This window comes from Kitasatospora indigofera (assembly GCF_014655955.1).
Classification (GTDB): Bacteria; Actinomycetota; Actinomycetes; order Streptomycetales; family Streptomycetaceae; genus Kitasatospora; species Kitasatospora indigofera.
This window is the reverse complement of sequence record NZ_BNBO01000028.1, coordinates 79,608-105,257: the sequence shown is the minus strand read 5'-3', so window position 1 is coordinate 105,257 and position 25,650 is coordinate 79,608. Positions and strand designations below refer to the sequence as shown.

At 76.6% G+C, this 25,650-nt stretch carries 18 protein-coding genes; 12 read left to right on the top strand and 6 right to left on the bottom strand.

Annotated elements, in window-relative coordinates; all coding sequences use genetic code 11:
• Positions 1-341 precede the first annotated feature (341 nt).
• Entirely contained in the window at positions 342-2,780 is a 2,439-nt protein-coding gene (locus tag IE329_RS23200) for a SpoIIE family protein phosphatase (RefSeq protein ID WP_190212884.1), read from the bottom strand.
• A 464-nt stretch (positions 2,781-3,244) separates the two neighbouring features.
• On the opposite strand from IE329_RS23200, the gene IE329_RS23195 reads away from it, so the two are divergent.
• The 7 genes from IE329_RS23195 to IE329_RS23165 all read left to right on the top strand — a co-directional run bounded on the left by IE329_RS23195 (position 3,245) and on the right by IE329_RS23165 (position 13,876).
• Positions 3,245-7,534 carry a glycoside hydrolase family 38 N-terminal domain-containing protein gene (locus IE329_RS23195; protein WP_190212883.1) on the top strand — a complete coding sequence of 1,430 codons (4,290 nt, stop codon included), beginning with the start codon at positions 3,245-3,247 and terminating at the stop codon, positions 7,532-7,534.
• Positions 7,534-8,247: a DUF7158 domain-containing protein gene (locus IE329_RS23190; RefSeq protein WP_190212882.1), complete on the top strand. Its 714-nt coding sequence runs from the start codon at positions 7,534-7,536 to the stop codon at positions 8,245-8,247. The genes IE329_RS23195 and IE329_RS23190 overlap by 1 nt, the downstream gene beginning before the upstream one ends.
• 300 nt (positions 8,248-8,547) lie before the next feature.
• Entirely contained in the window at positions 8,548-9,330 is a 783-nt protein-coding gene (locus tag IE329_RS23185; RefSeq protein WP_190212881.1) for an SGNH/GDSL hydrolase family protein, read from the top strand.
• A 237-nt stretch (positions 9,331-9,567) separates the two neighbouring features.
• Complete coding sequence (locus IE329_RS23180) at positions 9,568-10,236, top strand: hypothetical protein (protein ID WP_190212880.1); 669 nt, start codon at positions 9,568-9,570, stop codon at positions 10,234-10,236.
• A 142-nt stretch (positions 10,237-10,378) separates the two neighbouring features.
• A complete protein-coding gene (locus IE329_RS23175) occupies positions 10,379-11,017 on the top strand; it encodes a hypothetical protein (RefSeq protein WP_190212879.1) in 639 nt (212 codons plus the stop codon).
• A gap of 307 nt (positions 11,018-11,324) precedes the next feature.
• On the top strand, positions 11,325-12,554 hold the full coding sequence (locus tag IE329_RS23170; protein WP_229927685.1) for a MerR family transcriptional regulator: 1,230 nt from the start codon (positions 11,325-11,327) through the stop codon (positions 12,552-12,554).
• Between the two features lie 77 nt (positions 12,555-12,631).
• On the top strand, positions 12,632-13,876 hold the full coding sequence (locus IE329_RS23165) for an NAD(P)/FAD-dependent oxidoreductase (RefSeq protein ID WP_190212878.1): 1,245 nt from the start codon (positions 12,632-12,634) through the stop codon (positions 13,874-13,876).
• A gap of 49 nt (positions 13,877-13,925) precedes the next feature.
• On the opposite strand, the gene IE329_RS23160 is transcribed toward IE329_RS23165, so the two are convergent.
• On the bottom strand, positions 13,926-14,615 hold the full coding sequence (locus IE329_RS23160) for a MarR family winged helix-turn-helix transcriptional regulator (RefSeq protein WP_229927684.1): 690 nt from the start codon (positions 14,613-14,615) through the stop codon (positions 13,926-13,928).
• A 184-nt stretch (positions 14,616-14,799) separates the two neighbouring features.
• Between IE329_RS23160 and IE329_RS23155 the strand changes: the two genes are divergently transcribed.
• Positions 14,800-16,947 (top strand): MMPL family transporter, encoded by a 2,148-nt coding sequence (locus IE329_RS23155; protein WP_190212877.1) that lies wholly within the window; start codon positions 14,800-14,802, stop codon positions 16,945-16,947.
• Positions 16,948-16,998: 51 nt separating this feature from the next.
• Here IE329_RS23155 and IE329_RS23150 read toward each other — a convergent pair whose 3' ends face one another.
• Positions 16,999-17,448 (bottom strand): ribosomal maturation YjgA family protein, encoded by a 450-nt coding sequence (locus IE329_RS23150; protein ID WP_190212876.1) that lies wholly within the window; start codon positions 17,446-17,448, stop codon positions 16,999-17,001.
• 173 nt (positions 17,449-17,621) lie between these two features.
• Between IE329_RS23150 and IE329_RS23145 the strand changes: the two genes are divergently transcribed.
• Positions 17,622-19,037: a DUF2252 domain-containing protein gene (locus tag IE329_RS23145; protein WP_229927683.1), complete on the top strand. Its 1,416-nt coding sequence runs from the start codon at positions 17,622-17,624 to the stop codon at positions 19,035-19,037.
• Positions 19,038-19,295: 258 nt separating this feature from the next.
• A complete protein-coding gene (locus IE329_RS23140) occupies positions 19,296-20,324 on the top strand; it encodes a phosphotransferase family protein (protein WP_190212875.1) in 1,029 nt (342 codons plus the stop codon).
• A gap of 108 nt (positions 20,325-20,432) precedes the next feature.
• On the opposite strand, the gene IE329_RS23135 is transcribed toward IE329_RS23140, so the two are convergent.
• From IE329_RS23135 to IE329_RS23125, 3 genes are all read right to left on the bottom strand, one after another.
• On the bottom strand, positions 20,433-21,176 hold the full coding sequence (locus tag IE329_RS23135; RefSeq protein ID WP_190212874.1) for an SDR family NAD(P)-dependent oxidoreductase: 744 nt from the start codon (positions 21,174-21,176) through the stop codon (positions 20,433-20,435).
• Positions 21,177-21,382: 206 nt separating this feature from the next.
• On the bottom strand, positions 21,383-22,921 hold the full coding sequence (locus IE329_RS23130) for an MFS transporter (RefSeq protein WP_229927682.1): 1,539 nt from the start codon (positions 22,919-22,921) through the stop codon (positions 21,383-21,385).
• Positions 22,914-23,183, bottom strand: a complete 270-nt coding sequence (locus IE329_RS23125) for a hypothetical protein (protein ID WP_190212873.1) — start codon at positions 23,181-23,183, stop codon at positions 22,914-22,916. Before IE329_RS23125 ends, IE329_RS23130 begins: the two co-directional genes overlap by 8 nt.
• Before the next feature lie 218 nt (positions 23,184-23,401).
• On the opposite strand from IE329_RS23125, the gene IE329_RS23120 reads away from it, so the two are divergent.
• Complete coding sequence (locus IE329_RS23120; protein WP_190212872.1) at positions 23,402-24,658, top strand: DUF5685 family protein; 1,257 nt, start codon at positions 23,402-23,404, stop codon at positions 24,656-24,658.
• 118 nt (positions 24,659-24,776) lie between these two features.
• Complete coding sequence (locus tag IE329_RS23115; RefSeq protein WP_190212871.1) at positions 24,777-25,595, top strand: DUF4184 family protein; 819 nt, start codon at positions 24,777-24,779, stop codon at positions 25,593-25,595.
• Positions 25,596-25,650: the final 55 nt, after the last annotated feature.

Here is a 25,650-nt window from a genome sequence, read left to right as displayed (position 1 = left end):
TCGGGCACGTACTTCACACAGACAACGATCCTCAAGCTCACGGCCTGTCTCCTGTGGCAGATGTCGGTCGGACTGTTCGGTCCCGCGGAGCGCGGGCCGCGGGCGGCCTGACGGCCCAGCGCCGGGCGGCCCGGCGGACGAACGCACCTCCGCAGAATATGGCACTCAGTACCCTCTGTAAAGGCACTGAGTGCCATAGTGTGGCGGATATATCGCTCGGACGGAGGCCCGTACGGCACTGAGTACCCGCTAACAGAGGTACTCCGATTCAACCGCCCGGGTGCCGCCCGAGTGCCACCGGGGGGCCGTCCGGAGACGCCGGACCGGCCCCCGCCGGCGGCTCAGGGCAGGTTCTGCTCGGCCCAGATGATCTTTCCGGTGTCCGTGTAGCGGGTGCCCCAGCGCCGGCAGAGCTGGGCGACCAGGAAGAGACCCCGGCCGCCCTCGTCGGTGGTGCGGGCATGGCGCAGCCGGGGCGAGGTGCTGGTCCCGTCCGAGACCTCGCAGATCAGCACCGACTCGTTGATCAGTCGCAGGGTGACGGGCGCCGAGCCGTAGCGGATGGCGTTGGTGACCAGCTCGCTGACCACCAGCTCGGTGGTGAAGACCAGCTCGTCCAGCCCCCAGGCGGCCAGCGCGCCGGCCGCCAGCAGCCGGGCCTCGGCCACCACCACCGGGTCGCTCGGCAGCTCCCAGGTGACGATCCGGTCCTCCCGGAGCCGGTGGGTGCGGGCCAGCAGCAGGACGGCGTCGTCGTCCGGCCCGTCCGGCAGCATGGCCGTGAGGATGTCCTCGCAGGCGTGCTCCAGGCCGGGGCGGGTGGACTCCAGCACCCGGCGCAGCCGCTCGCCGGCCGCCGCCGGGCCGAGACCGGAGCCGGTGACCAGGCCGTCGGTGAAGAGCGCCAGGACGCTGCCCTCCGGCAGGTCGAACTCGGCCGACTCGAACGGCAGGGTGCCCACCCCGAGCGGCGGGCCGGGCGGGAGTTCGGCGAAGGTGACCCGGCCGTCGGGGGTGACGATGGCCGGCGCCGGGTGGCCCGCCCGGGCCATCGTGCAGTGGCCGGTGGCCGGGTCGTGCACGATGTAGAGGCAGGTGGCGCCCTGCGCCGTGGCGGCGGTCTCCGGCCCGTCGGGCTGCTCGGAGCGTTCGTCCACCAGGCGCAGCACCAGGTCGTCCAGGTGGGCGAGCAGTTCGTCGGGCGGCAGGTCCATGTCGGCGAGGGTGTGCACCGCGGTGCGCAGCCGGCCCATCGCGGCGGCCGCGTTGATGCCGTGGCCGACCATGTCCCCGACGACCAGGGCGACCCGGGCGCCGGAGATCGGGAGCACGTCGAACCAGTCCCCGCCGGCGCTGCCGTCCGCAGCCGCGGGCAGGTAGCGGTAGGCGGCCTCGATCGCGGGCAGCACCGGCAGGGACTGCGGCAGCAGGCTGCGCTGCAGGGTGAGGGCGGTCCGGTGCTCCCGGGTGTAGCGGCGGGCGTTGTCCAGGCAGACGGCCGCGCGGGAGACCAGCTCCTCGGCCAGCGCCAGGTCCTCGGCCTCGAAGGGATCGGAATTGCCCGACCGGACGAAGACGGCCACGCCCAGCACCGTTCCGCGTGCCCGGACCGGGACGGCCATCAGGGAGTGCAGGTCCCAGGTGTCGCGGCTGGCCCCGCGGGCGCGGTCGTCCGCCGCCCAGGCCTGGTCGTGCATCGAGGGCTGCAGCACCGGCCCCTCCTCGGCCAGGCAGCGCATCATCGGGGAGGAGGCCGTGTAGCCCGGATCCGCGCCGATCGGCACCACCGCCTCGGGGGTGCCGCTGCGCACCGAGAGGTGGGCCATCCGGCGCAGCGGGGGCGGGCCGGTGCGGTCGGGCGGGCCCGGTTCGTCCCCTTGCAGCACCGGGTCGAGCAGGTCGACGACGGCCAGGTCGGCGAGGCCGGGAACGGCGACCTCGGTCAGTTCCCGGGCGGTGGCCTCCAGGTCGAGGGTGGTGCCGATCCTGGTGCCCGACTCGGTGAGCAGGGTGAGCCGCTCGCGGGTGCGCCAGCGGTCGGTGATGTCCACGCTGATGTAGCAGACGCCCAGCACCCGGCCGTCGTCGTCGTCCAGCCGCATGATCGAGGTGGAGAAGGCGTGCTCGCGTCCGGGGTCGATCGGGACGTAGCCGCGGTACTCGAAGTTCAGCACCGGCTGCCCGGTGTCCAGCACGGACCTGAGCTGGCGTTCCACCTGGAACGGGGAGAGCTTGGGCAGCACGTCGCGCATCCGCCGGCCGACCCGCTGCTCCAGGCCGACGCCGGCCATCCGCTCCAGCGTGCCGTTGATCCAGACGTACCGGAGGTCGGTGTCGAGGACGGCGATGCCGTAGGGCGACCGGGTGAGGAAGCGTTCCAGCACCGAGTGGCTGGCGCGCCACCAGGGGGCGCGGCCCAGGTCGATGGCGGTCAGGTGCCAGCGCCGGTCGCCGGAGACGTCCGCCAGCGCGGTGGCCTGGATGCCGAGGGTGAGGACCCGGCCCTCGCGGTGGACGACCCGGATCACCGCGCCGCTGCTGAGGCCGGCCTCGGTGCGGGCGGAGCCGCCGCGCGGCGGCAGGAGGTCGGGCTGACCGGGCGCGAGCATGTCGCCGATCGGCCGGCCGAGCACCTCCTCGGGCCCCCGCCCGAGCAGCCGGGTGGCCTCGTCCGACCATCCGACCACCGCTCCCTGCTCGTCCACGACGGCGGTTGCGGTCGGCATCAGGTCGAACGGAACGGCTCGGCCGGTGCCGGCGCGGCTGTCCGAGTCGGGCATGTGCGGGACCCTCCTGCAGGGGTACGCGCTCCATACTCCTCCGCACCCCTGGGGGCTGCCACCGCTTGCCCGCCGTTGCGTGGTGCGGCGGTCGCCGTGGCGGCGGGGTCCGCCCGGGGGCGGGGCCGGGCGGCCACGTCGCCGCTTGAGCCGTACCGTCCGGGCGTGGACATCCGGCGGGAGGGCCGCCCCGGGCCCCGTCAGGTGGCGGCCGCCCTTCGTGCCGAGGTCCACCCGTTCGGACCCGGCCGTCAGGGGGAGGGCCCGGCCGGCGACGCCCCGTGGCCGGCATCGCCACTGTCGGTGACGGTCGCCGCGCCGCCCGCCCTTGGCAGGTCGGCCGCATCGGTCTAGGCTCCGGCCGGAACCGGCCGCACCGGCCGCGCCGTCACCCGCCCGACCGCTGCTCGCCCGAGCGCCACCCGCATGACCGCCACTCGCCCGCTCGTCGAGAGGACCACCCCGTGCCGGTCAGCATCACCGACGTGGTCGGCACCGATCTCTTCGTCGGCACCGCGGACGCCCCGCGCCAGGTCCTGCGGGTCGTCCTGGACGGCCCGCCCGCCCGGGTCGCCGTCACCGGCCCGGGCGTCCACGGCGAGGCGCTGGGCACGGGCGTGGTCGAGGTGCCGCTCACCGTCACCGGAGCGGCGCCGGGCAGCGAGCTGCCGGTGCTGGTCACGGCCGGCGGGGCCCGGCGCGAGGCGCGCGTCACCGTGGCCGAGCCCGGCTGGACCATGTACCTCGTCTCGCACTTCCACTACGACCCGGTCTGGTGGAACACCCAGGCCGCCTACACCTCGCCCTGGGAGCTGCTGGCGAGCGACGCGACCACCCGGCCGCTCTGGGAGCGCAACGGCTTCGCGCTGGTCGAGGCGCACCTGGACCTCGCCCTGCGCGACCCGGACTACTGCTTCGTGCTGGCCGAGGTCGACTACCTCAAGCCGTTCTTCGACCAGCACCCGGAGCGCCGGGCCGATCTGCGGCACCTGTTGGAGAGCGGCCGGGTGGAGCTGGTCGGGGGCACGTACAACGAGCCCAACACCAACCTGACGGGCGTCGAGACCACCATCCGCAACATCGTCTACGGGGTCGGCCACCAGCGGGACATCCTCGGCGGCGACCCGCGGACCGCCTGGCAGCTCGACGTGTTCGGCCACGACCCGCAGTTCCCCGGCCTGCTCGCCGCCGCCGGGCTGACCGGCAGCGCCTGGGCCCGCGGTCCGTTCCACCAGTGGGGCCCGATCCAGAAGAACTTCGGCGCGGCCAAGGACGACGCCCGGGTGATGCAGTTCCCGAGCGAGTTCGAGTGGATATCGCCGTCCGGCCTCGGGGTGCTCACCCACTACATGCCGCACCACTACTCGGCCGGCTGGTGGATGGACTCCGCACCCGACCTGGCCGCCGCCGAGCAGGCCGTGTACGAGTTGTACCGCAAGCTCAAACCGGTGGGGGCGGGCCGGAACCTGCTGCTCCCGGTCGGCACCGACTACACGCCGCCGAACAAGTGGGTCACCGAGGTCCACCGCTCCTGGGCCGCCAAGTACGTCTGGCCGAGGTTCGTCTGCGGCACCCCGCGCGACTTCCTGACCGCCGTCCGCGCCGAGCCCGCCGCCACCGGGCGGCGGCCGAGCCCGCAGAGCCGGGACATGAACCCGGTCTACACCGGCAAGGACGTCTCGTACATCGACACCAAGCAGGCGCAGCGGGCCGCCGAGGTCGCGGCGGTCGACGCCGAGAAGCTCGCCACCCTCGCGGTGCTGGAGGGGCTCGGCGGCTACCCCGACGCGGCGCTGGACAAGGTCTGGCGCCAACTCGCCTACGGCGCCCACCACGACGCGATCACCGGGTCGGAGTCCGACCAGGTGTACATCGACCTGCTGGCCGGCTGGCGCGAGGCGCACGACCTGGCCGCCGGCGTCCGGGACACCGCGCTCGACGCCCTGCTGTCCCGGGTCGACAGCACCGGCGAGGGAACGACGGTGGTGGTCGCCAACACCTTGTCCTTCGACCGGTCCGGCCCGGTGGCGGTGCGGCTCCCGGCGGGCTTCCGGGGCGGCCGGGTGCTGGACGACACGGGCACCGAGCTGCCCTGCGCGGTGGACCGGGGCACCCTGCGCTTCCTGGCCTCGGACGTGCCCGCGCTGGGCTGGCGCAGCTGGCGGCTGCTGCCGGGCCGCCCGGGTGTCGCCGAGCCGCTCTGGAGTGCCCGGCCGGGCCTCACGGCCGAGAACGAGCACTACCGGGTGACGGCCGACCCGGCCCGGGGCGGCGGCCTGGTCAGCGTCCTGGAGAAGGCGCACGGGCGGGAGTTGCTGCGCCCGGGCGCGGTCGGCAACGAACTGCGCGTGTACCAGGAGTACCCGGCCCACCCGGAGTTCGGCGAAGGGCCCTGGCACCTGCTGCCGAAGGGCCCGGTCACGGGTGCCTCGGCGGCGCCGGCCACCGTGCGGGCGGAGTCCGGGCCGCTCGGCGAGCGGCTGGTGGTGGCCGGCGAGGTGGACGGCATCCGGTACGAGCAGACCGTCACGCTCTGGCGCGGCGCCGCCCGGATCGACGGCCGGACCCGGGTGGCCGACCAGCGCGGCGCGGACCGGCTGGTCAGGCTGCGGTTCCCGCTGGAGCTGCCCGGCGCGCTGCCGGTCAGCGAGGTGGCCGGGGCCGTGGTCGGCCGCGGGTTCGCCCTGCCCGACGTCGACGCGGCCGAGGCGCCGTGGACCTTGGACAACCCCGCCAACACCTGGTTCGGGCTGGGCTCCACCGCCCGGGTCACGCTCACCGGCACGGCCGGCGCGCCGCTCGGCGAACGCGCGCTGGGCGTGGCCGAGATCGTGGTCCGCGACCTGGACGCCGCCGCCGGCGCCCGCGACCTGGTGGTGGCCCTGGCCCGGGTGGGGGTCACGGCGACCACCGCGGCGGCCGGCTGGGCCCGCTACGGCTGGCTGGACGTCGACTCCAACCTGCCGGACTTCCGGATCGTCCTGGGCGGCCCGGAACAGAACGCGGCGGCCCGGGAGTTGCTGGAGCGGGCCGGCCCCGCGCACGCCGCCGAACTCGCCCGGCACGGCCGGGTCTGGGTCCCCGCCGAGAAGCCGCTGACCGAGGCCTGGCAGCCCAACGCGGACCTGCGCGACCTGCGGGCGCTCCCGGCGCTGATCGTCCTGGACGGCGAACTGGACGCCCTGGTGGACGACTTCGCCGACGCCCAGGTGTCGGCCGGCTGCCCGGGCCCGGTGCCGCCCGGTGAGCTGCTCACCGACCGGACGGTGGCCCTGCTCACCTACGGCCTGCCCGGCTTCGCGGTGGACCCGTCCGGGGCCCTGCACCTGTCCCTGCTGCGCTCGTGCACCGGCTGGCCGTCGGGCATCTGGATCGACCCGCCGAGGCGGACCGCCCCGGACGGTTCCTCCTTCCAACTCCAGCACTGGACGCACGACTTCCACTACGCGCTCGTCTCCGGCGAGGGCGACTGGCGGGCCCTCCGGCTCCCGTCGCAGGGGCAGGAGTTCAACCACCCGCTGTACGCCCGGCTGCTGGGCCCGCAGCACGGGCCGCTCCCGCCGACCCGCTCCTACCTGCGGGTCCACCCGGCCCGCGAGGTGCTGCTCAGCACCCTCAAGCCGGCCGGCAACCCCGTCGCGCACGGCAGCGCCGCCCACCCGGACCCGGCGGCCGGGGTCACCCTGCGCCTGCTGGAGTCGACCGGCCTCGGCCGGACCGCACGGCTCGACGGAGCCCTGCGGTTCGGCCGGCTGCACCCCGCCGACCTGCTGGAACGCCCCACCGGCCCGGCGATCGACGAGGCCGGGGCGGCCCGGGGCGTGCCGCTGGCCGGCTCCGCGGTGACGACCCTGGTGGGCGTGCCGGTGGCGGCCGGTGCGGCCGGCCTGCGCGCGGAGGAGGACGAGCCGGCGGGCCGGCGGCAGCCGCCGGCAGGCACCGGGCGCCCGGGCCGTGGCCCGCTCGGCCCCACGGCCGAGGTGGCGCAGCCGGTGCACGCCCGGTACTGGCTGCACAACCGCGGTCCGGCCCCGATGGGCTACCTGCCGGTGTCGGTCGGTGTCTCACCGGGCCTGCTGCGGACGGACGGTGAGCCGGTCGAGATCTCGGTGGTGCTCGCCTCGCACCTGCGCGACGCCGAAACGGAGGGAACGGCGACCGTGCTCGCGCCGGAGGGCTGGCGGGTGAGCACCGGCCGGCGCCCGTACCGGCTCGCGCCCGGCGGGCACCTGCGCTTCCCCGTCACCCTCACGCCCCCGGCCGGGGTCGGGCCCGGCCTGTACTTCGCGGCCGCCCGGATCGAGTACGGGGGGCAGTGCATCGAGGACGTCGCGACCCTCGCCGTGGGCGACCAGCCGGCCCTGCACCGACAGCCCGACGAGGGCTTCTGGCGGCGCGACGTCACCCACGGGACCACGGCGGCCGCCGGGCGGGACACCGGGCTCTCGGTGGAGTCCCTGACGACCGCCGTCCGGGTCGCCCCCGGCGGCCGCGCCGACCTCGGGGTGGTGCTCGGCAACCGCACCAGGGGCGAGATCCGCGGCGAGTTGCAGGTGGTCTCGCCCTGGGGCACCTGGGAGGCGGTCCGTGACCCGGTCCGGGGCTTCACCCTGGCCGCGGGCGCCACCCGGACCCTCCGCTTCGAGGTGGCCCCGCCGGCCGACGCCGAGCCCGTCCGGGCCTGGGCGCTGACCAAGGTGATGTGGTTCGGGCGCTGCCAGTACGCGCCCACCGTGGAACTGGTGGTGACCTGATGACGCACCGTCATGATGAACGGCCTACGGGGGTGCTGGGCCTGCTGGACGGCCGGCCGCTGCCCCGGACGGAGCTCGACCGCAGGCTCGCGGCCATGCGGGCCGGCCCGCGCTCCTCCGCCCTGCCGCTCGCCAGCAGCGCGGAGGACCGGCAGCTGACCCGCTGGGTCGCGCAGGTCCTGCTCACCGAACGGCTCTGCGAGGCCGAGGCGGCCGACCGCGGGCTGGACGTACCGGCCGCCCCGCCCGCCCGGCTGGACCAGCGCGCCGCCGTCGAACTCGGCTCCATCACCGCCGCCGCGTACGAGGGCAACGCGGCCGTCCGCGCGGTGTACCTGGCCGTGACGGCCGGGGTGACGGCCGGCCCCGGGGAGCCCGCCGCCCCGGGACCGGCCGGTCCGTCCTGGCGGCTCAGCACGCCCGACGGGGAGTTCGACGCCCACCCCGACAGCCTGCCGCGGGACTTGGCGGCGGCCCTGCGGGCGGCACCCGCGGGCGACCGGGTCACCGTCCGCGGCTGGACGGCGAGGCTGGTCGCGGCGCCCGTCCAGGAGCCGGCCGCCGGCCCGGCCCCCGGCCGGCCGGCCGAGGCGGCCCGGCGCCTCGCCTTCGTCCGCTGGCTGGACGCGGCCCGGGCCCGGCGGCTGGAGCTCGTCCCCGGCCTGGAGCATCCCGGCGACCCGGCCCAGCCGGACAACCATCACCGACACTGAGGCCGGGCGCCGCCGAACCACGACCCCCGACCGCCGACCTCGACGGCCGACCCTGACGACCCTGACGACCGACCGCCACCCGCCACCCGCCACGACCGTCCAGCACCGGCCCGCCCCATCCGCCACCCGCCACCCGCCACCCGCCACCCGCCACCCGCCACGACCGTCCAGCACCGGCCCGCCCCATCCGCCGGCCGCCGTCCCGCACCGGCCCACCGCCCGGCAGTGGCCAATCTCACGCACCGCGACCGGGCACCTACGGTGGCGTAGGTTACTTGAGACAGTGAAGTATCTCCTTCCATGGCCGACCACCAGGAGACACTTGACCTTCGTTCGTACGCCGCCCTCGGCGACAGCTTCACCGAGGGCCTGGACGACCCGGGACCGGACGGCGTCTTCGCCGGCTGGGCCGACCGGCTCGCCGGGCTGCTCGCCGAGCGCCGCCCGGACGGCGACTTCCGCTACGCCAATCTCGCCGTCCGCGGCAGACTGCTCGACCAGATCGTCGCCGAACAGGTGCCCCAGGTCCGGCGGACCGGGCCCGACCTGGTCACCTTCTGCGCCGGCGGCAACGACATCCTGCGGCCCGGCAGCGACCCGGACGAGGTGGCCGAGCGCTTCGAGGCCGCCGTCCTCGAACTCCGCGAGGCGGCAGGCACGGTGCTGATCTGCACCGGCTTCGACACCCGCGGGGTGCCGGTGCTCAAGCACCTGCGCGGGCGGATCGCCACCTACAACGGCCATCTGCGGGCGATCGCCGACCGGAACGGCTGCGCCGTGGCCGACCTGTGGTCCCTGCGGGCCGTGCACGACCGCCGGGCCTGGAGCGACGACCGGCTGCACCTCTCCCCCGAGGGCCACCAGCGGGTCGCCCTGCTCGCCGCCCGCGCCCTCGGCATCCCGGTCGAGCAGGATCCGGACGCACCCTGGCCCGCGCGGCACGTCCCCTCGCCGGCGGAGCTCCGCCGGGAGAACATCCAGTGGGCCCGCAGCTACCTGCTGCCCTGGGTCGGCCGCCGGCTGCGCGGCGAGTCCTCCGGCGACCACGTCGAGGCCAAGCGCCCGGAGCTGCTCCCGCTCTGACCGGCCGGCCGGCGCCGGTCCGCCGGGCGTCCCTCCCCCGGGAGGTGCGCGGCGGGCCGGCGCCCACCCGGTTCCGGGCCCGGCCGGATTCGTGGGGCCCGGCGGGTCGCGGGGCCCGGCCGAGGGATCCCCTCTCGTCCGTTGCGCGGACCGGCGCGTGACGGAGTGTCGGTGGCGGGTCGTAGGGTCGTGCGGACCGACCCGCCCGAAGGCCCGCACCGAAGGACGCCCGGACCGATGACCTCGTCCACCTCCGCCGACCACGGCGTGGCACTCACCGAACGCGCCATCAGCTCCGTCGAGGCCGACCCGCTCCGGCTCGTCCTCGACCACAACCGGTTCGCGGGGCCCTGGCTGGTGGAGGGGCGGGCGCGGCCCGTGCCCACCGCGGCGCTGGCCTCGCTCACCCTCCCGGGCGGGCGGGCCCTCTCGCCCAGCCTGCGCCGCTGGCTGGCGTTCGACAGCGGATTCCTGCGCCGCTCCGGCTGGTTCGGCCCGGCGGACGGCGCCGACGGCGGCCTGGTGCTCACCCCGCGCCCCCTGGGCGAGATCGCCCGCGCCGAGTTCGGCGACGGCTGGGGCCAGACCTTCGACCCGCTGTCGGAGCGTTTCGCGGAGTGCTTCCTGCTGCCCGGCGGCTCCGACTCCCGCCGGGTACTGGCCGTCGGGGAGCCGGACGGGTGCGGCGAACACCCCGTCCTCGCCCTCGACATCGACGACCTGCCGTGCATCGAGCTGATGTACCCCGGCCTGGACGTCTACCTCGCCGACACGGCCGGGGTGATCACCGTGACGGGCGAGGGCTACTCCGCGGCCGCGGGGGACGCGCGCTACGCCGCCCGGATGCGCGCCCACGCCCGGAACCACCTCGCCGGGGAGCTGTCCGAGGACTTCACCCGGTGGTAGCCGGCTCCGGGGCGGTCCGGCGACCGGGGCGACGGGCCTCCCCCGGGCCCGTCCCCGGCCGCGGTGGGCAAGAATGTGTTCGCCCGTACGCACACGGACGGGCAGGGGCGCGCCCGACGGGCGCGGAGCAGGGGGTGTACCGGTGAGGCGTCAAGGGTTCATCGCGACGGCGGGGGTGGCCGTGGCGACGGCCGTCCTGCTGCTGGCAGGCTGCGGCGAGCGGAGTGCGAGCGACGTGGGCTCCGGCCCGTCGGGCGCCGCCGCCGGGGCGAAGGCTCCGGCCACGGCCACCACACCGCCCGGCGTGGCGGAACTGCAGGCGCAGGAGGACGCGCTGTTCCCGGAGGTCGCGGCCCGCTGCGCGGACGCCGGCACGGCCCGGGCGCCGTCCCCGTCGGCCTCCGCCGGCGTCCCGGACGGAGCCCTGGACGACCCCTCGGCAAGGAAGTACGCCGAGAACCAAGCCTACAAACAGACCGTGGAGCTGACCCCGCAGTCCCGATGCCGTGGCGACGCCCATGCGGCGCGGATCACCACGGCGCTCCGGGCCACCGGCCGGGCCGCCACCCTCGGCGAGGCCGAGCTGCGGGCGGAGCTCGAACGGCTGGGCTATCCCACGCAGGGCGGCGAGGTGCACAGCTCGGGCGGCACGGTCGGCTTCTCGCTGTGGATCCCGGGGGCCGGCCCCTGCCTGACCGGGACGCTGGCGGCCACCCCGCGGATCGAGGCGCACGGCCCGTACCTGGAGGGTGGTTGCAACGAACCCCGGGGCGGCCACTGACGGCCGCGCGGGGGCGCGGGTGACCGGCCGTCGCACAGGCGCGGCAAGGTCGTGCCGCCGGCGGCGCGGCCCGCCCGGCACGCGGGCCGGGGCCTAGGCCGTGTCTGACAATTCCCGCCGGGCGCGAATTGTCAGACACGGCCTAGCCCACACACCGGGCCCGGGTCAACACGCCCCGTCGCCGTTTTGGATCGCGCGGGATTCCGGCGCATCGTGGAGGGGACGTCGCATCGATCCCGCAGCGGTCCGGGCCGCACCGAGCGGCCAGGGCCGGCGGGGCGGTGCCCGAGCGGCCCTGGAGGTCCGGATGCCGAGACCGTTGTCCCAGCACGGCGGACCGGGCGCGGCCACGCGGCCGGCGGCCGCCCCGCCCGCGGTCCCGGCGGACCTGCCGGGCCCGGACAAGGACCCGGCCGTCCGGACCCCGGCCGTCCAGGACCCGACGGTCCAGGACGTCGCTGTCCAGGACGGCACGGCCGCCCAGGAGGACGCCGGGATCACCACGGGTGCGCTCGCCCGCCGGCTCGGTGTCTCGCCCACGACCATCCGCAGCTGGGAGCGCCGCTACGGGATCGGTCCCGACCGGCACAGTCCGGGCCACCACCGCCGGTACCTCCCGCCGGACGTCGAGCGGCTCGAAACCATGTGCCACCTGACCGCCCAGGGCCTGCCCCCGGCCGAGGCGGCGCGGGTCTGCAACCGACCGCCCGCGCCGACGGACCCGGCCGGTGGCGCGGCCGCGGCACCCGCCGCCCCGCCACCCGCCGCACCGGCACCCGCACCCGCACCCGCACCCGCACCCGCCACATCACCACCCGTCCGCGCCGGCGACGCCCCCGCCGAGGACCGGCCGGCCGGCCGGGTCGGCGGCGGCCACACCCTGCCCGTCGGCCCGGCCGGCGCGCTCTGCCGGGGGCTCGCCCGGGCCGCCGTCCGGCTCGACGACCCGGCGATGCACGAACTGCTGACGGCCGGCTTCGCCACCCACGGGGTGGTGGCCACCTGGGAGGAGCTGGCCGCCCCGGTGCTGCGCGCCGTCGGCGCCAAGTGGGCGGTGTCCGGGGGCCGGTACGTCGAGGTGGAGCACCTGCTGTCCTGCGCGATCGGCCGCGCCCTGCAACGGGTCGGCCCGGACACCCCGCCGGAGCACCCGGGCCGGCGGGCCGTCCTGCTGGCCGCCGCGCCGGAGGAGATGCACGTGCTGCCGTTGCAGGCGCTCGCCGCCGCCCTGACCGAACGCCGCGTCCCGGTACGGCTGTTCGGCGCGGGCGTGCCGACGGTGGGGCTGACCGCCGCGGTCCTGCGCACCGGGCCGGCCGCGGTCGTGCTGTGGAGCCAGAGCCGGTCGAGCGCCGACCCCCGCGGCCTGGCCGCGCTGAGCACCGCCCGGTGGGGCCCGCCCGGCGCCCGCCAGCACGCCGCCCTCTACGCCGCCGGGCCGGGCTGGACCGGCCGTGACCTGCCGCCCGGGGTGGCCCGGCTGCACTCGCTCAGCCAGGCGGTGGGCGAACTGGAGCCGCCCGGCCCGGCGCGCTGATCCCGGCCCGACGGCCGGTCAGGCCCTAGGGTCGGTGCCGGATCCCTGACAGCAGGTCACCCGAGAGGCGGCGCGAGATGCCGGCAGAGCGCACCCGAGAACACGACGTCCTGGTGGTCGGCGCGGGGGCGTCCGGCCTGGCCTGCGCCCTCGACCTGCGGGCGGCCGGCCTGGACGTGCTGCTGGTGGAGCAGGCCGAGGCGGTCGGGGGCCGGGTGCGCACCGACCGGCGCGGCGGGTTCCTGCTGGACCGCGGCTTCCAGGTGTTCAACACCTCGTACCCGCAGGTGAAACGGCGGCTCCGGCTGCGCGAGCTGCGCCTGCGGCCGTTCACCCCGGGCGTGCTGGTGCAGACCCCGCGCGGCCGGCTGCGGTTCACCGATCCCACCCGGCGCCCCGGGGCCGCCGCGGACCTGCTGCCGGGGCGGCTCGGCTCCGGGCGGGACATCGCCGCCCTCGGGCTGCTCGCCGCCCGCGACGGGCTACTCCCGCCCGCCGTGCTGCGCCGCGGCCGGGACACCTCCACCCGAACGGCCCTCGCGACGGCGGGGGTCTCGTCCGCGCTGGTGGAGGACTTCCTCCGCCCGTTCCTGTCCGGCGTCTTCCTGGAGGACGAGCTGGAGACCTCCGCGCGCTACTTCCACCTGGTCTGGCGCAGCATGCTGCGCGGCACCCTCTGCCTGCCGGACGCCGGCATCGGCGCCGTGCCGGAGCAGCTCGCGGCGGGCCTGCCGGCCGGGGTGCTGCGGCTGGGCGCGCCGGTCCGGGAGCTGACGGCCGCCGGGGCGGCGCTCGCCGACGGCACCGAACTGCCGGCCCGGGCCGTGGTGGTGGCGACCGGTCCGGGGGCGGCCGCCGCGCTGCTGCCGGGCCTGGCGGTGCCCGCCACCCGCACGGTGACCACGCTGTACCACGCGGCCCCGGCGCCACCGCTGGCCGAACCGACCCTGCTGGTGGACTCGGCGCGGCGGGTGCTGAACACGGTGGTGCTCAGCGAGGTCGCACCCGGGTACGCGACGGACGGCCGCGCGCTGGTCTCCACCTCGGTGCTGGGCGAGGGAGCGGACGGCCAGGAGGCGGAGGTGCGGTCGGTGCTGGCCGGGCTCCACGGGACGGACACCTCCGGCTGGGAGCATCTCGCCTCGTACACCGTGCGGGAGGCGCTGCCGGCGATGCCGGCGCCATGGCCGCTGATCCGCTCCAGCCGGTTCGGCGCGGGGCGCTACGTGTGCGGGGACCATCGGGCGACCGGCTCGCTGCAGGGGGCGATGGCCTCCGGGACGAGGGCGGCACGCGAGGTCCTCCAGGACCTGGGCCGCTGAGCGGGCGGGCCGGGCCGGCCGCCACGGGGCCCGCCCCGGTGCGGCACGGTCAGCCGGCGGCGTCCGGTCCGGCGTCGGGGCGGACGTCCGAACGGGCCTCGGCAGGGGCTCCCGTACGGGCTTCGGCACGGACGTCCGGACGGGCCTCGGCACCCGTCCGCCGTTCCTGCCGCAGGGCGGCGAGTTCCTCGGTCATCCGGCCCAGGAACCGCGCCACCACCCGCAGTTCCGCGGGCGTGAAGTCGGCCCGGACGATGTCGGTGCGCTCGGCGACCGGTGTGAACCAGGCGGTGGCGATCCGGCTGGCACCGGGGTTGTAGTGCACCCGGACCTGCCGGCGGTCGGCGCTGTCGCGGCTGCGGTGCACGTGGCCGGCCCGCTCCAGGCGGTCCAGCACGGCGGTCACCGCGCCGGAGGTGATCCCCAGCTCCTCGCGGAGCAGCCCCGGCGTCACGGCGGCGGCCTCCGCGTCCGGCCCGGTACCGCTCCGAGCGCCCGGCTCCGTGCCCGCGGTCCCGGACCCGCCGGGGCCCGCGCCGCGCATCACGGCCAGCAGCGCCTGGACGTCGGTGGCGTGCAGGCCCTGCGAGGCGGCGAAGTCGTGTCCGAGCAGGTTCATCTCGGAGGCCAGGCCCTGGAGCAGCCGGCCGAGCTCCCGGCGTTCGATCTGCGGGTCGCCGCGGTCCTCGCCACTGGTCTCGGGCCCGGGTACCGGCGCGTGCTGCTGGGGCAAGGTCACCTTCCGTCCGTACGGTCGCAGGAGCCGGACGCGCCCGCCGTGGGCCCCAGCTTAGGCGCCGGCCGGCGACGGACCCGGACCGGGAGAAGAACTGCAACGATTAAGTCTCTCAATCATTGAGATATCATTCCCGCGCCGGGCCCGCCGACGGCACCACGCCGGACACGCACGAAGGACTTCCGCCATGACGAGATCCACCCGCCGTACGCGATTCCTCATCCCCCTGCTCCTGCTGGTCGCCTGGCTGGGCCTCGGCGGCGCCTTCGGCTCCTACGCCGGCAAGCTGGGCGAGGTCTCCACCAACGACAGCGCGGCCTTCCTCCCGCAGAGCGCGGAGTCCACCGAGGTGGTCCGGCTGCGGAAGGCCTTCGAGCGGGACGCCACGCTGCCCGTCGTGGTGGTCTGGCAGGCCGACGGCGGCGGCCGGGTCACCGCCGACCAGCGGACCGCCGCCGACTCGGCGCTGCGCGCCGCCGCCCGGGTGCCCGGCGCGACCGGGGCCTTCTCGCCCGCGCTGCCCTCCGAGGACGGGCGGGCCCTGTCCGGCGTGGTCGCGCTCCGCGCCGACCTCGGCCGGACGGTCGGCGACAGCGTGGCGGCCGTCCGGACGCAGGTCGAGGGGGTGCCGGGCAGCACCGTCGGACTGGCCGGCCCGGCCGCCCTGCAGAGCGACCTGGGCAGCGCCTTCGCCGGGATCGACGGCATCCTGCTCGGGGTGGCGCTCGGCGTCGTCCTGGTGATCCTGCTCGCGGTGTACCGCAGCGTGGTACTGCCGCTGCTGGTGATCATCGGCGCGGTGTTCGCGCTCGGGGTCTCCTGCGCCATCGTCTACGTGCTGGCCAAGCACGGGATCGTCCGGGTGGACGGCCAGATCCAGGGCCTGCTGTCGATCCTGGTGATCGGCGCCGCCACCGACTACGCCCTGCTGCTGTCGGCCCGGTTCCGCGAGGAGCTGCAACTGCGTCAGGACCGCTGGACGGCGATGCGGATCGCCTGGCGCCAGTCCGTGGAGCCGATCGCCGCCTCCGGGCTGACGGTCGCGCTCGGCCTGCTGGTACTGCTGCTCTCCGACCTCACCAACAACCGCTCCCTGGGGCCGGTCGGAGCGATCGGCATCGGCTGCGCCGTGCTCTCCGCGCTGACCTTCCTGCCCGCCGCGCTGGTCCTGCTCGGCCGGGCCGCCTACTGGCCGGCCCGGCCGCCCGCCGACGGCCGCGTCCCGGTGCACGGCATCTGGACCCGGGTCGCCGCCCTGGTCGGACGCCGGCCGCGGGCCACCTGGGTGGCCGCCCTCGCCGTGCTGGCCGCCTGTGCCGCGTTCGCCCCGACGCTCAACGCGCAGGGCGTGCCGCAGAGCGAACTGTTCATCAAGAAGCAGCCTTCCGTGACCGCCCAGCAGCTGCTCTCGGCGCACTTCCCCGGCGGGTCCGGCAACCCGGCCGTGGTGATCGCCGAGGTCGGGACGGCGGAGCGGACCACCGCCGCCGCGGCGGCCGTCCCGGGGGTGAGCGGGGTCAGGCCCTACACCGGCGGCGCGCCGGACGGGCCGGCCCGGGTGGCCGACGGGCGGATCAGACTGGACGTCACCCTGGCCGACGCCGCCGACAGCGACGAGGCGATGGCCACCGTCCAGCGCCTGCGGGCGGCCGTGCACGCGGTGCCCGGCGCGGACGCCAAGGTCGGCGGGTACACCGCCCAGCAGTTCGACACCCGGACGACCGCCCGGCACGACCGGACGACCATCATCCCGGTGGTGCTGCTCTGCATCCTGACGGTCCTCGTCCTCCTGCTGCGCTCGCTGGTCGCCCCGCTGGTGCTGGCGGCCACCGTCGCGCTCTCCTATCTGGCCACCCTCGGCGTCTGCGCGATCGTCTTCCCGCACGTGTTCGGCTTCAGCGGCACGGACCCCTCGGTACCGCTGTACGGGTACGTGTTCCTGGTGGCGCTCGGCGTGGACTACAACATCTTCCTGATGACCCGGGTCCGCGAGGAGTCCCGGCGGCACGGCACCCGGGAGGGCGTGCTGCGCGGGCTGACCGCCACCGGCGGGGTGATCACCTCGGCCGGCGTGGTGCTGGCGGCGACCTTCGCGGCCCTGGGCGTGATCCCGCTCGCCTTCCTCGCCCAGATCGCCTTCATCGTCGCCTTCGGCGTCCTGCTCGACACCCTCCTGGTGCGCTCGCTGCTGGTGCCCGCGCTGGTGCACGACCTCGGCGGACGCACCTGGTGGCCGGCCCGGCTCGCCGCCGACGGCCCCGCCGGACGCCCCCGGGACGGCGGGCCCGCCGGCCGCGACGCCCCCGCGCCGCTGGCCGACGGCGTCGGCGGCTGACCCCCCGGCCTCAACCGCCCGACCTCCGGGGAAGGCGATCGGCCGGCTCCGTCAGGACGTCCGCCGAATTCCGCCGGCCGCACCCCGCGGTCGGCGGACCCGGCGGGCGAGCCCCGGCACCGCCGAGTGCGCCGCCGTCGCGAACAGCGCGCCCACCAGGTACCAGAACAGGTCGGGCGGGTTGAAGGTCGAGCCGAGCACCAGCCGGGCGAGGGTGCTGCGCCCCGACAGTTCGGCCGGCACACCGGTGAGTTGGGCGAACTCCACCGCCCAGCTGACCGCCAGCGCGACCCCGGCGGCGGCACCCGGGCGGGTCCGGGGCGCCAGCAGCACGACGAGCGTGTGGAGCAGCACGGTGTAGAGCGCGTCACCGGCGTACTTGGCCGCCTCGTCGCCCGCCACCGCCCGGACGCCCAGGCCCGCGGCCACCGTCAGCAGGGCCGCCAGGCCCGCGCCCGCCCGGACCCTGACGAGGCCGGCGTCCCCCCGGAGATCACTCATGGCCGCCACCCTACGACGGGCCGGCCGGGCGGCCGTCGCCGCTACCCCGGACTCCGGATGTCGGCGGCCCGCCGCAGGTGGGTAGCCTTCATCGCGACAGGGGCGGCCCGCCGTGGGCGGCGGCGCGTGGATCGGACGGGGCGGTAGCGGTGGGGCTGACGGAAACGACATATGTGGCGGACGCCGACGGGGCGGCGGGCACGCCGGCGCACGGGTTCGCGGTGGCGGGGTTCGCCCCCAGACCCGGCGGGTCGGCCAAGCGGCGGGGCAAGGTGCTGCGGCAGAACGCGACCCGGGAGCAGCACGCCGAGTTCGCGCCGGCCGCCGACCGGCCCGGCGCGGTGCAGGCCATCGAGGCCTCCAACGCCGGCCGGCTGGAGCACCTGGTGCCGATCCGGCTCGGCCGGATGTCGGCCACGCCGTTCGCCTTCCTGCGCGGCTCGGCCGGCCTGATGGCGGCGGACCTCGCGCACACCCCCACCAGCGGGATCACCGCCCAGCTGTGCGGTGACGCGCACGCGGCCAACTTCGGGCTCTACGGCGACGCCCGGGGCCGGCTGGTGATGGACATCAACGACTTCGACGAGACCGTGCCCGGCCCCTGGGAGTGGGACCTCAAGCGGCTCGCCGCCAGCCTGGTGCTCGCCGCGCGCGAGGTGGGCGCCGACGAACAGGTCGCCCGCCAGGCCGCGTTCGAGTCGGCCGGCTCCTACCGGCGGACGATGCGGGCGCTCGCCAAGCTGCCCGCGCTGGACGCCTGGAACGCCGTCGCCGACGAGCACCTGGTGGCGGTCACCGACGCCCACGAGCTGACCGAGGTGCTCAACAAGGTCTCGGCCAAGGCGCTGGGCAACACCAGTGCCCGCTTCGCGGCCAAGTCCACCGTGCGCGAGGCGGAGGGCCACTGGCGTTTCACGGCCGCTCCCCCGGTGCTCAGCCAGGTGCCGTACGAGGTCGCCGCCTCGGTCGCCGGCTCGCTCGCGTCGTACGCGGACACCGTCCCGGCGGAGCTGCGCCCGCTGCTCTCCCGGCACCATGTGCAGGACGTGGCCTTCCGGGTGGTCGGCACCGGCAGTGTCGGGACCCGCTCCTACGTCGTGCTGCTGACCGACCACCGGGACAAGCCGCTGGTGCTGCAGGTGAAGGAGGCCCGGCCGTCGGTGCTGCTGCCGCACCTGGCCAGGGCCGGCTACCCCGTCCGCGAGGTGCCGGCGCACGAGGGCCAGCGGGTGGTGCTCGGCCAGAAGCGGATGCAGGTGGTCAGCGACACCCTGCTCGGCTGGACCACCGTGGACGGACTGCCCTACCAGGTACGGCAGTTCCGCAACCGCAAGGGCAGCGTGGACCCGGCCGCGCTGCTGCCCGCCCAGTTGGACGACTACGCCCGGATCACCGGTGCGCTGCTGGCCCGGGCGCACGCGCACACCGCCGAGCCGGAGCTGATCAGCGGGTACTGCGGCAAGGGCGAGGCGCTGGACGAGGCGGTCGCCGCCTTCGCGGTGGCCTACGCCGACCGGACCGAGGCGGACCACGCCGACCTGGTCGCCGCCATCCGCAGCGGCCGGCTGCCCGCCGAGACGGGCATCTGAGCGGCCGGCCCGCCCGGACCGGCCCGAACGACCTGAACCGGCCCGGACGACCTGGACGGCCGTCGCCCACGCGACGGCCGTCCGGCCGTTGTTGACCACGGCCGGGGGATCCCGGTAGCGTCCCGATGTCCCGGAGAACGTTCTCCCTCCGGCCCGCGCCGCCCCGTCGGCCGGCACTCGGGCCGGCACCTCACGGCACCCGGCCGCACCGGTGCGGCGGCCCGGCCGGCCTGGGAGCACCAGCCGCGAGAGGGCCCCATGCACAGCGCCACGAAGCACCAGCTCGGCCTGGAGGAGATCCGCGCCGTCGTCGCCGCGTCCTGCGCCCCGGACACCGAGGTGACCGGGGTCGAGGAGCTCACCGGCGGCACCTTCAACGCCGCCTACCGGATCACCCTCGGTCCGTCGGGGCGGACGGCCGTCCTCAAGATCTCGCCGCCGCCCGCGACCCCGCTGCTCACCTACGAGCACGGGCTGATGCGGACCGAGACCGAGTTCTACCGGCTGGTCGGCACGCAGACCGAGGTGACGGTCCCCCAGGTCATCGCGGCCGACTTCGACCGGCGGCTGGTCGACGGCGACTACCTGCTGATGTCCCACCTCCCCGGCACGGGCTGGGACCGCGCCCGCGCCGGACTGAGCGACGCCGACCAGGCCCGACTGCGCCGGGACCTGGGCGAGTTGACCGGCCGGCTGCGCGCCGTCCGGGGCACCGGCTTCGGCTACCCGCAGCACGGGCCGGCGCCCACCTGGCGGGACGCCTTCGGCCGGATGCTGGACGACGTGCTCGCCGACGCCGGCCGGTACGCGGTGCCCCTGCCCGTCGACCCGGAGCAACTGCTGGCCCTGGTCCGCGAACGCGCCTGGCTGCTCGACGCGGTGACCGTCCCCTCGCTGGTCCACTTCGACCTCTGGGAGGGGAACGTCCTGCTCGCCGAGGAGGCCGGCCGACCCACGATCAGCGGTGTCATCGACGGCGAACGGGCCTTTTGGGGGGACCCGTTGGCCGATCTGGTGTCACCCTCGCTGTTCGGCGACATCGCGGCGGACGCCGACTTCCTCGCGGGGTACCGCTCGGTGGTCGGGCCGGACTTCGAGATCACCCCCGAGGCCGCCCGACGGATCGACCTGTACCGGGTCTACCTGGACCTGATCATGCTGGTCGAGGCCACCCCGCGCGGCTACGACCCGGTGGGGCACGAGCCGTTCGCCGAACGCGTCCGGACCGACCTGCACGCCGTGCTGGAGCGGCTCCGCGCGGTGCCGGTGGCGCCACCCGCCGGCTGACCGCCGACGGCGGGCCGGCCGAGGGTGACGGGCCGGCCAAGGCGACCGGCCGGCCGAGGAGCGGGCCGGCGGACGGGCCGGCCGAGGAGCCGGACCGCCCGCCGGCGCTCAGGCCGCGTACCCGCCGTCCACCAGGATCGCCGAACCGGTGACGTACCGGCCGCCGTCCCCCGCCAGGTGGGCCACCATGGCGGCCACCTCCGAGGGCTGCCCGAAGCGCCCGAGCGCGGTCAGGCTCCGCTGCAGTTCGCCGGCCGGGCCGTCGGCGGGGTTCATCTCGGTGTCGATCGGGCCGGGCTGCACCAGGTTCGCGGTGATCCCCCGGGGGCCCAGCTCGCGGGCGAGCGACCTGGTCAGCCCGTTCAGCGCACTCTTGCTCATGCCGTACAGCGAGCCGCCGGCGAAGGCGCTGCGCTCCGACATGCAGCTGCCGATGGTGATGATCCGGCCGCCCTCGGCCATGTGCCGCAGCACCGCCTGGGCGGCCAGGAACGGCGCCCGGACGTTGACCTGCAGCACCCGGTCGACATCGGCGGCCGACAGCTCCTCGACCGGCCCGAGCACCCCGGCCCCGGCGTTGTTGACCAGGATGTCGAGCCGCCCGAACTCGGCGGCGGCCTGGTCCACCGCCGCGCGGACGGCCGCCGGGTCGGCGCTGTCGGCCCGCACCGCCAGGCCCCGGCGGCCGAGCGCCTTGATCCGGTCCACCACGTCGGCCGCCCGCTCGGCGTTGCCCAGGTAGGTCAGCGCGACATCGGCGCCGTCCTCGGCCAGCCGGAGGGCCACCGCCGCTCCGATCCCCCGGCTGCCGCCGGTCACCAGGGCCACCTTGCCGTCCAGTACCGCAGTCATGTCCGCTCTTCTTCCTCGTCGGTTGTGCTGACATGACGATGCTGTCGGTTCGCCCACGAGGTGTCCGGCGGCAATCGGACGTGGCGTTCAGGGGTGTCCGGGGCCCGGGCGCGAAGGCGGAACCGGACGTGACGGCCCGACAGGGACCGGGCCGGGGCGGGGCGAGGGCCTCGCGGGTGCGGCGCGCCACGAGGGCCACCGGCGGCTCAGCCCGGCGCGGGCCCGTCCGGGCGCCCAGGTCCGGCCGCGGGCACCCGGGCGGCGGGATCACGCGGCCCCCGGCCGTCGACCGGCAGCGGAACGGGCGGCCGGGGTGCGGCCGGCACGGGTGCGGCCGGCAGCGGGGACGCCTCGGCCGCCCGGGCCGCGAACACCGACACCACCACGGCCGCCGCCGCGATCGCGGCACAGGTGGCGCTCGCGTAGAAGTACGCCGTGCGGTGCCCGGACCCGTCGCCGGCGGAGGTGCCGCGCAGGTAGACCCCGGACAGCGCCGACACCCCGACCGCCGCCGCGATCCGCTGGGACATCTGCAGGATCGCGCCGCCCACCCCCGCCGCCTCGGCCGGCGCGTGCCGCAGCACCGCGGCCTGGTTGGGGGCGTTCACCAGCCCGATGGCGATCCCGCCGCAGAACTGGATCAGGGCGAGGACCACCGGCAGCACGGCGGCCGGTGCCCGGAGCGCGACCAGGCCGCCGGCCAGCAGCGCCACGGCGGAGAGCGCCATCCCGGCCGTGACGGTGTGCCGGCCGAACCGCCGGACCACCCGCCAGGCCAGCGCGGAGGAGAGCCCCATCGCCAGCGCGGCCGGCAGGCTGACCACGGCCGCGCCCATCGGCGACATCCCGAGGCCGTCCTGGAGGAACATGATCAGCACCAGGCCGGCCGCGATCGAGGAGCCGAACTGCGCCATCGCGACCACCGTGCCGAGCGCGAACGGCCGGGAGCGGGCCAGCGCCGGATGGACCAGCGGGTGCCGGCCCGCACGGGCGTAGCGGCGCTGCCAGTGGACGAACAGGGCGGCGAGCACGCCCGCAGCGGCCAGGTAGCCGACCGCGCCCACCGCGCCCGGCGGTTGGACGAAGGGCACCATCACGACCAGGGTCAGGGCGGCGACCAGCACCAGCCCGACCGGGTCGAGATCGGGGTGCCCGGTGCTGGAGCGCGGCGGCGGCAGGAAGCGGGCGGCGAGGAAGAGGGTGAGCAGTCCGAACGGGACGTTCAGCAGGAAGGTCAGCCGCCAGCCGTCCTGCGCCCCGGCCAGGGCGAGGACCAGGCCGCCGACCGGTGGCCCGAGCGCGGTGGCCAGCCCGCCGGTGACGGCGTAGAGGCCCAGCGCCCGGGCCCGCTGCTGACCGGTGAACACGTCCTGGATGGTGCCGATCATCTGGGAGTTGACCAGGCCGGCGCCGGCGCCCTGGAGCAGCCGGGCGGCGACCAGCGTCCAGGGGTGGGTGGCCGTGGCGGAGAGCAGGCTGAAGCCGGTGAACACGGCGAGGCCGGTGATGAACAGCGTCCGGCGGCCCCGGACGTCGCCGAGCCGCCCGCCGGGCACCAGGGCGAGGCCGAAGGCCAGCGAGAACCCGGCGACGACCCATTGGATCTGGGCGGACTGGGCGTGCAGGGAGTCCCGCAGGGCCGGCACCGAGGTGTTGAGGACGGACTGGTCGAGCAGGGTGGTGAAGCCGGCCGCGATGCAGACGGCGAGCACCCGCCGCCCGGCCGGGTCGAAGCGCTCAGCCACGGCGCACCCCGCCGGCGTCGGCACGGGCGGGGGCGGTCACGGCGGCCGCACGGACGACGGCGAACCCGGCGGCGGCACGGACGGGGGCGGTCACGGTCGCGAACCCGGTCCGGGTCGCGGTGGCCGTCCCGGTCAGGCTCCGGGTCACGGTCGCGGTCGAGGTCCGGACCGGGCCGGCGGCGGTGGAGCGGGCTCCCGCCGCGGTGGCGACGGCGTACCCGGCCTGTGGGCCGGGACTTGGCGTACTGTCGGGCATTCCCATTTCTGTGATGTTATCCCGCTCCCGGGATGCCGCCAGAGGGCCCGGGGCTGGTCCGCCCGCCCCGCCCCGCCCCGCCGCCGGCCTGCGCGCCGCTCGTCCCCGGGTCTCCGGTCCGGGTGCGGCGTCCGGCCCCGAGGGCCGGAGGGCGCGGCGGGCGGTGATCGTACAATTGGCCCTCGATCAGGCGGGCCGGGTGGCCCGTGGGGACGAGGGGGACCATGTTCGGCATCATCAGACCCTGTCGGCACGGCCTGTCCGAGCGGCTCCGGAGCTCCTGGACGGCGCACCTGTGCGGGCTCTGCCTGGCCCTGCGGGACAACCACGGACAGCTGGCGCGGACGGCCACCAACTACGACGGGCTGATCATCTCCGTCCTGGTGGAGGCCCAGGCCGCCGAGGCGGACGGCTCCTGGCGGCGCACCGCCGGGCCCTGCCCGCTGCGCGGGATGCGGACCGCCGAGGTCGCCAGGGGCGAGGGCGCCAAGCTGGCCGCCGCCGTCTCGCTCGCGCTCGCCGCCGTGAAGATGCGCGACCACGTCGAGGACCGGGACGGCCTGTTCGCCCGGCGTCCGATAGCCGTCGGCGCCCGGGCGGTGACCCGGCGGTGGGACCGGCAGAGCGCCGGCAGCGGCTCCGCCGTCGGGTTCGACACCGGTGTGCTGCTCACCGCCGGCGCCCGCCAGGGCGAGCTGGAACGGGCGGCCCGGCCGGGCAGTTCGGTCCTGCTGGTGACCGAGCCGACCGAGAGCGCGACCGCGGCCGCCTTCGCCCACACCGCCGTCCTCGCCGGGCGGCCCGGCAACGCGGCACCGCTCGCCGAGGCCGGCCGGCTGTTCGGACGGCTGGCCCACCTGCTGGACGCCGCCGAGGACCAGGCCGAGGACGCCGCCACCGGCGCCTGGAACCCGCTGACCGCGACCGGCACCGACCGGGCCGAGGCCGAACGGCTCTGCCGCGACGCCGTCCACGGGATCCGGCTGGCCCTGCGCGAGGTGGAACTGACCGACCGTTCGCTGACGCACGCCCTGCTGGGCCACGAGACCGAGCGCGCCGTCGAGCGGGTCTTCGGCCGCCGGCACTCGCACACCGGGGCCTGCGCCACCGCACCCGCCGCCGGGCACGCGCCCGGGCACCCCGCCGAGGCCTCCCAGCAACAGGCGCCGCCCGGCCCAAACCCCTACCAGCGGCCGCCGGACCACGACTTCGGCCCGCCCCCGGGCGGCGACGGCCGCCCGCCGCGCAACCTGCTCGCCGGCTGCGCGCTGTGGACGCTGATGGCCTGCAGCTGCCAGTTGATGTGCTGCGAGCACGACGACCCGTTCAACGGGCAGCGCCGGGAGGGCTGGTGCGCACGGCAGGAGTGCTGCGAGAAGGCCGAGTGCTGCGGCGACGGCTGCCAGTGCTGCGGCGACGGGTGCAGCTGCTGCGGGGACGGCTGCGACTGCTGCGGATGCGACTGCGGGTGCGACTGCTGACCGCCCGGCGGCCGGGGACCTCGCGGCGGCCGGGCGGGCCGGGCTGCCCCGGCAGCGGGTGCCCGCTGCCGCCGGGCCCGTCCTCCACCGCCCGCGCCGGCCTGCCGAGGCGGACCTCATGCCCTTCACCCTGAGCCATCCCGCCGCCGTCCTGCCGCTGCTCGGGCGCGCCGGCGGCCGGGGCCCGCTGGTCGCCTCCGCCCTGGTGGCCGGCTCCACCGTGCCGGACCTGCCCTACTTCGCGGACTCGGTGATGCCCGGCGCGTTCGGGTTCGGGTCGGTCACCCATGCCTGGTGGGGCGTGCCCACCGTGGACGTCGTGCTGACCGCCCTGGTGGTCCTGGTGTGGCACGGCCTGCTGCGGGCCCCGCTGGTCGCCCTGCTGCCGCCCCGGGCGGCCGCCGCCGCCCAGGCGCTCACGGCGCCCGTCCGGCCCCTTCGGGCCCGGGCCCGGCCGGGGGCGGTGGCCTGGTTCGCGGTCTCGGCCGCGATCGGTGCGGGCACCCACGCCGGCTGGGACGCCTTCACCCACCACGACCGGGCCGGTGTCCGGCTGCTGCCGGTGCTGGCCCGGCCGGTGGCCGGCGTGCCGCTGTACCAGGTCGTGCAGTACGGCAGTTCGGCGCTCGCACTGGGCGTCCTGGCCCACTGTCTCGGCCGGCTGCTGCGGAGCGCCGGGGGCACCGCCGCTCCCGCCCGGGTCCGGCCGGCGCCCTGGCCGCCTCCGGTGGTGCTCGGCCTGACCGCCGGCGCGGCCCTGCTCGGCGCCGCGCACCGGGTGCTCCGGCGCTGGACCCTGCTGCCGGACAGCCCCCTCGTCCAACTGGTGCCGACCACGGCCTTCGGCGCAGCCACGGGCGCCGCCCTCGCCCTCACCGGCTACGCGGCCCTCGCGCAGGCCGCGCGACTCCGAGCCCGGCGCCCGGCCCGGGACTGAACGGACGGCGCAGGTGGACGGCCCGGGGCCCCAGCGGCCCCCGGGCCGGACGCCC

Bases quoted from the DNA above. Each gene is read 5' to 3' on its own strand.
- IE329_RS23200 (WP_190212884.1), bottom strand. From the start codon at position 2,780: ATGCCCGACTCGGACAGCCGCGCCGGCACCGGCCGAGCCGTTCCGTTC.
- IE329_RS23190 (WP_190212882.1), top strand. From the start codon at position 7,534: ATGACGCACCGTCATGATGAACGGCCTACGGGGGTGCTGGGCCTGCTG.
- IE329_RS23185 (WP_190212881.1), top strand. From the start codon at position 8,548: ATGGCCGACCACCAGGAGACACTTGACCTTCGTTCGTACGCCGCCCTC.
- IE329_RS23180 (WP_190212880.1), top strand. From the start codon at position 9,568: ATGACCTCGTCCACCTCCGCCGACCACGGCGTGGCACTCACCGAACGC.
- IE329_RS23170 (WP_229927685.1), top strand. From the start codon at position 11,325: ATGCCGAGACCGTTGTCCCAGCACGGCGGACCGGGCGCGGCCACGCGG.
- IE329_RS23165 (WP_190212878.1), top strand. From the start codon at position 12,632: ATGCCGGCAGAGCGCACCCGAGAACACGACGTCCTGGTGGTCGGCGCG.
- IE329_RS23155 (WP_190212877.1), top strand. From the start codon at position 14,800: ATGACGAGATCCACCCGCCGTACGCGATTCCTCATCCCCCTGCTCCTG.
- IE329_RS23150 (WP_190212876.1), bottom strand. From the start codon at position 17,448: ATGAGTGATCTCCGGGGGGACGCCGGCCTCGTCAGGGTCCGGGCGGGC.
- IE329_RS23140 (WP_190212875.1), top strand. From the start codon at position 19,296: ATGCACAGCGCCACGAAGCACCAGCTCGGCCTGGAGGAGATCCGCGCC.
- IE329_RS23135 (WP_190212874.1), bottom strand. From the start codon at position 21,176: ATGACTGCGGTACTGGACGGCAAGGTGGCCCTGGTGACCGGCGGCAGC.
- IE329_RS23125 (WP_190212873.1), bottom strand. From the start codon at position 23,183: ATGGGAATGCCCGACAGTACGCCAAGTCCCGGCCCACAGGCCGGGTAC.
- IE329_RS23120 (WP_190212872.1), top strand. From the start codon at position 23,402: ATGTTCGGCATCATCAGACCCTGTCGGCACGGCCTGTCCGAGCGGCTC.
- IE329_RS23115 (WP_190212871.1), top strand. From the start codon at position 24,777: ATGCCCTTCACCCTGAGCCATCCCGCCGCCGTCCTGCCGCTGCTCGGG.